The sequence below is a fragment of the Elstera litoralis genome, assembly GCF_000963705.1.
Classification (GTDB): Bacteria; Pseudomonadota; Alphaproteobacteria; order Elsterales; family Elsteraceae; genus Elstera; species Elstera litoralis.
The window spans coordinates 1-6,686 of sequence record NZ_LAJY01000131.1; the positions used below are offsets into that span (position 1 = coordinate 1).

Genomic DNA, 6,686 nt, shown 5'->3' on the forward strand with positions numbered 1-6,686 from the left:
GGTTTGTGCGCGAAGGCGTGCGCCGCTCCGCACTTCAGATCGGTACGGACCGTTGGGACATCGCCTTTTATGCGATCTTGCGAGCGGAATATGAGGCGCGTGACTAACTGTCTAGGGTGAGTAAAAGCGTAGGGTTAGTCTCGATAGACATCCCCCCGATTGCCAATGCGCACGACGAGAATACGCAAAATATCATCTTCGATGCTGGCAATGATGCGATAATCGCCGACGCGATACTTCCAGTTAATCATTCCCCAAATACAGCACGGGCAGGGCGGAAACTTCGCTTGCGTCCAACAGCCAGCCGATGACTTGATCGTCGGGCCGGTCTTCGGCGAGGGTGCGCAAGCTTTCCCGCGCCTCGGCGTCGCCGCGCATCAGCGCGTCATAGGCCTGGCGGTAGGCGAGAACCCAGGGGTCTTGACCGCTGCCTTTGGGCAGGATTTCCCACAGGTCCATCGGCTCGCTGCGCCCGCGTAAAGCCACGCGCCCGACCGGGCGGCAGTCGGTATCGCCAGTTAGTTCGATGATGCGATTGCCCGCGAGCAGCCGGGTACCCAGCGCCTTATTGGCGGTCTCAATCCGGGCGGCGGTATTCACCGCATCCCCCGCCGCGCCATATTTCAGCCGGTCCGCCGCGCCGAAATTCCCGACCGTGACGGTGCCGGCATTGAGCCCCAGGCGGGTATAGCCGAAGGGAATGCCTTTCCGGCGCACCGCGTCGGCAAATTCAGTCGTCGCCGCTTCGATTTTGCGGGCGGCGCGCAGGGCACAGAGCGGGTGATCGGCCATAAATTCCGGTGCGCCGAACAGGGCGAACACCGCATCGCCGATGAAATCGACGACAATGCCGCCTTCCTCCGCAATAATCTCGCAGACGATGCCGAGGTAGCGGTTCAGCAGGGGAATCACCTGCTCCGGCGGGAAGCTTTCCGACAGGGCGGTGAAGCCGTAAATATCGGTGAACAGCACGCTGACTTCCCGGCGCACGCCTTCCAGGCTCAGGCGGCTCGGGTCGTGCAGCAGGCGGGCCGCGACATTGGCGGGCACGAAGCGACCGAAGAGATCGCGGATTTTCTGGCGCTCGCGCAGCCCTTCGACCATGCGATTGAAGGAGCGTGCCCCTTCGTCGAACTCCCGAACTGGGCTGCGGCGCAAGGCGGGCACGGCATCGAAATCGCCCGCTTCCACGGCCTCGCTGGCCTGAGCGAAATCTTTGATCGGGCGACGGATGACGCGCGCCAAGAGGAGCGAGAGGCCGATGGAGCCCATCAGCACCAGCGCCCCGGTCATCACCACCATTTGCAGACTGCCGAAAGCTTCCTCGACCGTCTCCTCGGTAACATAAAAGCCGAGAATCCAGGGCTTATCGCCGTAGCGGGTAATTTCGCGGTAGAGGAAAACATAATCCTCCCGGCCAACTTCGACGTTCAGCAGTGTTGCTTCCTGATCGAATTGCCGCAACAGCACGGGGAAGGCCCCCTTCGGGGTTTTTCCCTTGCCCCAGATTTCCGCCAGCACGGGATCGCCCACTTCCTCCAAGCGGGGGAGGGGGCGCTGATCCGAGCCAGTCATTTGCATTTTGGCGAGGTTGGGATGGGCCAAAACCCAGTCGCGATCATAGAGAATAACGGCGGTTTGTTGGTTCAGGTTGGAGCTTTCGGCCAAGCTGCGCGAAACCTCGCCGACGCCGACCGCCGCTTCGATTACGCCGAGAAACTGATCGTTTTCATCGAACACCGGCACGCGCAGGGTCACGACCGTCTGTTGCAACACTGTGCTCCACACGGGCGGCAACCATTCCGGCGCACGGCTTTGGGCGAGCGTTTGCAACTGCCGCCGAATGCCCTCGCCGCCGGGCAGAACGATGCGCTTCACATCGCGCTCGCCGCGCGTGGCGCGATAGGCGACGCCCGAGGCGGTGACATAGCCGACACCGACAATTTGCGGCGTGGCCGACAGGCTCCCGACCAACAGCCCGGCGATTTGGTCGCGGTCGCGCAAGTCCACCCGGCCTTCGGCGACGGCTTCGGTCATCATGGCCAATTGTCGGCGGACGGGGGTCAGAATGCCATCGACCGAGCGGACCACCTGCGCCAAGGCCTGCCCGCCGCGTTCGGCCAGCAACTCGAAGGTGATGCGCCGGGTTTCTTCGGCCCCAACGTAAAAGACGGTGCCGACCGCAAGCGTCATCAGCCCGGTAAAACCGAGGGCCAAGAGCCAGGTGATCGGCAATCGCCCGCTGAGGGCGGCGCCCAGGCGGCGCGTGAGATATTTAACTATACGGATCTGCCGCATCCCGAAGCCCATCGCCAAGGAAGTTGAACGCCAAGACGACCAGGATCACGGGCACCACCGGAAACAGCAGCCAGGGATAGAGTACGACGGCATTGATATTCTGCGCCTCCGCCAACAATACCCCCCAACTGGTGATGGGGGCGCGCAATCCCAATCCCAGGAAGCTCAAGGCGGTTTCGCCCAAAATCATCCCAGGGATCGAGAGGGTTGCCGAGGCGATGATATGGCTTAGAAAATTGGGCAAAAGATGGCGGCGAATCACCCGCGACGGTTTTGCGCCCATGAGTTCGGCTGCCGTGCAGAAATCTTCTTCCCGCAGGGCCAGCAGTTTGGAGCGAACGGCGCGGGCAAGCCCGGTCCAATCAAGCAGCCCCAGGATCACGGTAATGCCGAAATAGATGACAACCGGGCTCCAATCGACCGGCAAGGCGGCGGAGAGCGTCATCCACAGCGGCAGTTCCGGGAAACTGCGCAGCATTTCGATAACGCGCTGGATGATCGAATCGACCTTGCCGCCGTAATAGCCGGCAATCCCGCCGAGCAGGAGGCCGAGAAACAGGCTGATGCTGATGCCGATCAACCCCACCGTTAGCGAAATCCGCGCGCCGTAGAGAATGCGCGAGAGAATATCGCGCCCGAGCCGGTCGGTGCCCAGCAAGAACAGCGTGCCACCCTCCGGCGGGCAGACCAGATGGAAGGTGCCGGGGATCATTCCCCAGAAACGGTAGGCATCGCCCTGGCAGAAGAAGCGTAACGGCTCTACCCGCGCCTTATTGGGGGTATAGACGCGAACGAGATTCTCCATATCAAGCCGATATTCGAGCCCATAGGTAAACGGCCCAACGAAGCGCCCCTCGTGGAACAGGTGAATGCCTTGGGGCGGCGCGAGAATATGCTCGATATTGCGCGTCGTCAGCCCATAGGGGGCGAGCATCTCCGTAATCAGCGTCGTCGCATAGGCAAACGCCAGAAAGAGGAGGCTGATGACCGCGAGCCGGTGCCGCCGGAACCGCCAGACCATCAGTTGAAATGGCTTTGCCTGATAAATCCGCTCCTGCGCCGGGGTGATCTTATCGATGGCGTAGGGATCGAAGGGCTCCGGGTTCACATAATGCTGCATCACGCCCCCCCCGGCCCGCCGAGGCGAATGCGCGGATCGAGCGCCGCCAAGGCAATATCGGACACTAGCACGCCGATGACGGTCAGCAGCGCCAGGAAAAACAAAAAGCTTCCAGCCAAATACATATCCTGGCTTTGCAACGCCGCCAGCAGCATCGGCCCCGTCGTGGGCAGCGACATGACCACCGAGACGATGGTCGCGCCCGAGATCATTTGCGGCAATAGATTGCCGATATCGGCAATGAATGGGTTTAGCGCCATGCGCAGCGGATACTTCAGCAGCACCCGGCGGGCGGGCAAGCCCTTCGCCCGTGCCGTGGTCACGTAAGGCTTATGCAATTCGTCGAGCAGATTGGCCCGCAAGCGCCGAATCATCCCTGCCGTGCCCGCAAGCCCGATCACCAGCGTTGGAACGATCAAATGCTGCACGACCGACAGGAATTTCGCGCCCGACCAGGGTTGCCCCAAGTAGATCGGGTCCATCAGCCCGCCAATTGAAATGCCGAACCAGCGGTTGCTGAGGTAGAGCAGCACAAGGGCCAGCAGAAAATTCGGCGTGGCGATACCGAGAAAGCCGATGATCGTCAGAATATGGTCGCCCGCGCTATATCGGCGCACGGCGGAATAAACCCCGATGGGAAAGGCGACGATCCAGGTAAACAGAATCGTGCTGAACGACAGGATGATCGACAGCAGCAGCCGGTCGCCGATGACCTCGCTCACCGGCAGTTGATATTCGAACGACCAGCCGAAATCGCCGTGGAGCATGCCCCACAGCCACACCAGATATTGCTCCCACAGGGGTTTATCCAGCCCATATTGGTCGCGCAGAAACTGGATTTTCGCCGGGTCCACCGCCTCGCCCTGACTTTGCAGCTCGGCGATATAGGTGGTGAGATAATCGCCCGGCGGCAGTTGGATGAGGATGAAAGTGATGAGGCTGATGACAAGCAGCGTCGGGATCATCACCAGCAGGCGGCGAATAAGGTAATTCAGCATGCGCGGCTCATTTCTGCCCATCCTCGAACCACAGTCGGTCCGGGCGATACAGGCCGAGATGGCCGCCCGGCTCCCAATTATACATGCCCTCGGCGGGTAAATTTCGCAGATTTTTGCGCGCATACACCGGCTGCGGCACGTCCGACACCAGCCCGATCACGAATTGCTGGTCGGCGTGATACTCTAGAATAGCGTGCCACGCCTCCCGGCGCGCGGCCTCGCTGGCGGCTGTGCGCCAGGTATCGTAGAGCCGCATCAACTCTTGCCCTTCGGCCATGTCGATGGCTTGGCCCGCCTTGCCGGAGGATTCGTAGAAATTTCCCCATTGCGACCACGCGCCGTGCAACTGCTGCGTCGGCACCCATTCGGCGGGGGAGTGATCGGCGCGGGCGAGGCCGTTTTCGGCCCCCGACGCGATGCTCATCACTGTTTCCCCCGCGAATAGGCGGTTGCGGAACACATCGGCCTGGAAATTCTTCGTGAGGGTCTTGATGCCGATTTCCGCCCAAGCATCGCGGACCAACTGCATCACATCGGCCTGATCGGGGCTTTCGCCGCCGGATTCAACGACAATGGTCAGCGGGCGGCCATCGGGCAGGCGGCGCATGCCGGTGGCCGCATCGCGGACCAGCCCGAGTTCGTCCAGCAGCTTATTGGCCTGCTGCGGCGCGTAACTGGCCCAGGTGACGCGCGTTGAGTCGCGGTACAGCGGGCTTGTCTTCTGCACGCTATTGTTGCCTTCGCGCGCCAAGCCGAAATAGACGACCTGATTGATCTCGCGCCGATTGAGGCCGAGCGACAGCGCCCGGCGAAAGCGCACATCGCGCATCAGCCCGCGCCAAACCGGATCGGCGGCGGTGAGATTGGGGAACAGCGCCAGATGTGCCCCGCGCCCGTTGCGCCAAAGGGTGACGGTCGCCCCCTTCTCTTTGGCGGCCCCGCGCAGAAAGCTATAGTCGGAGAACCCCAAGTACCGCGCCTGCAAATCCACTTCCCCCGCGCCCACTTTCGCTGGGATGAGTTTCGGTTCGGCCACCTGCATCAGCACCCGGTCGATATAGGGCAGTTGTTGGCCCTTGGCGTCGATGCGGTGATAATAGGGGTTGCGCACGAAGATGAACTGTTCGGCGGGCGGCTTGGTTTTTAAAGCCCAGGGGTCCAGCGTCGGTAAATCCGGATTGTCGTTGCGATATTGATTATCAAGCCGATTATGAAGCTGTGCCCAATTGCGCGCTTTGGCCTTGGCAATAGCGGCCTTCAGCGCCTCCGCATCGGCATAACGCGCGTGAAACTGCTTCAGATACTGCGCCGGGCGGTAAATGAACAGGGGGGCCGGTCCCGCCAACTCGTGCAGAAACTTCGGATTGGCGGCGGGCCACGCGTAGCGCACCGTCAGCGCATCGGGAAAACTCACCTCCGGGCCTTGGCCGTTCACCCGTAAGGAGGGCGGCGGGCCGGTGGGGGTGAGTTCCTTATTATTGACCACATCGTCCCAGAAATAGCGGAAATCTTCCGAGGTAAACGGCGTGCCGTCCGACCAGCGGTGGCCTGCGCGCAGGTGGAACGTAAAAATACGGTCCTCCTGAACCTCCAGCCCGGCCAGCAAATCCGGCTGAAGTTGGTAGTTTTCGTCATAGGCGACGAGACGGGCATTGCCGAAGACCACCATCTGCCGCACATCGCGCGCCGACCCGCCAATCCAGCGCCATTCGCCGCCCGGACGCCCGATTTGGGTGCCCGGCGGAAAATTGGCAAGGCTCGGATCGCTGGGCAGGCGCGCGGTAATTGGTGGCAGCTTCCCGGCGGCGACCTCGGCGGCGAAGAACGGCGTTTCGACCGGCTCGACGGCGCGGGCGGGGAGGGAGAGGAGAGCGAGGATCGTAAAGCAGAGCGCTGCCTCTGCACTCCGCTTAARGCCGATTGGCCCTTAAGAATCCCTTTTTCCCGACTGACTGGCGGAAACGGGGCTTGATCTAAAGAAAAAGCTCGCCAAAGGGCAAGCCCTTTGGCGGCGGTGCCCCCGCAATTGACGCCCAGAGGCATTCGAATCAATCTCGGTTGGGCTGGAACAGAGCCACAATCGCTTCTGCCACAAAGCGCCGATTGCGAGCCTGGCCCGTCGTTTCGACCAGAATAGCTTCCTTGTGCAGAAGCTCGATATAGCCGCTGACCGCCGGATAGGAGACGCCAAGCTTCTCTGCTGCAAGCTTTATCGAGAGACTGGGATAATCCGGCAATAAATCGAACAGACGATCCAGCACACTGCCCGC

The 6,686-nt window shown here is 61.5% G+C and carries 6 protein-coding genes; all 6 read right to left on the reverse strand.

Going from position 1 to position 6,686, the window contains the following annotated elements; translation table 11 throughout:
• Positions 1 to 134: 134 nt before the first annotated feature.
• The gene (locus VZ95_RS06455) at positions 135 to 251 is read right to left on the reverse strand and encodes a type II toxin-antitoxin system RelE family toxin (RefSeq protein WP_045775127.1); all 117 of its coding nucleotides are present in this window, start codon (positions 249 to 251) and stop codon (positions 135 to 137) included.
• Complete coding sequence (locus VZ95_RS06460; protein WP_045775128.1) at positions 244 to 2,298, reverse strand: adenylate/guanylate cyclase domain-containing protein; 2,055 nt, start codon at positions 2,296 to 2,298, stop codon at positions 244 to 246. Before VZ95_RS06460 ends, VZ95_RS06455 begins: the two co-directional genes overlap by 8 nt.
• Entirely contained in the window at positions 2,276 to 3,418 is a 1,143-nt protein-coding gene (locus tag VZ95_RS06465; RefSeq protein WP_045775129.1) for an ABC transporter permease, read from the reverse strand. The genes VZ95_RS06460 and VZ95_RS06465 overlap by 23 nt, the downstream gene beginning before the upstream one ends.
• Positions 3,418 to 4,416: an ABC transporter permease gene (locus VZ95_RS06470; RefSeq protein ID WP_045775130.1), complete on the reverse strand. Its 999-nt coding sequence runs from the start codon at positions 4,414 to 4,416 to the stop codon at positions 3,418 to 3,420. Before VZ95_RS06470 ends, VZ95_RS06465 begins: the two co-directional genes overlap by 1 nt.
• A 7-nt stretch (positions 4,417 to 4,423) precedes the next feature.
• Positions 4,424 to 6,085, reverse strand: coding sequence for an ABC transporter substrate-binding protein (locus tag VZ95_RS06475; protein ID WP_232302521.1), 1,662 nt, complete (start codon positions 6,083 to 6,085; stop codon positions 4,424 to 4,426).
• Positions 6,086 to 6,464: 379 nt separating this feature from the next.
• Positions 6,465 to 6,686, reverse strand: a 222-nt coding sequence (locus VZ95_RS25250) for a hypothetical protein (RefSeq protein WP_232302520.1), incomplete at its 5' end; no start/stop codon positions are given.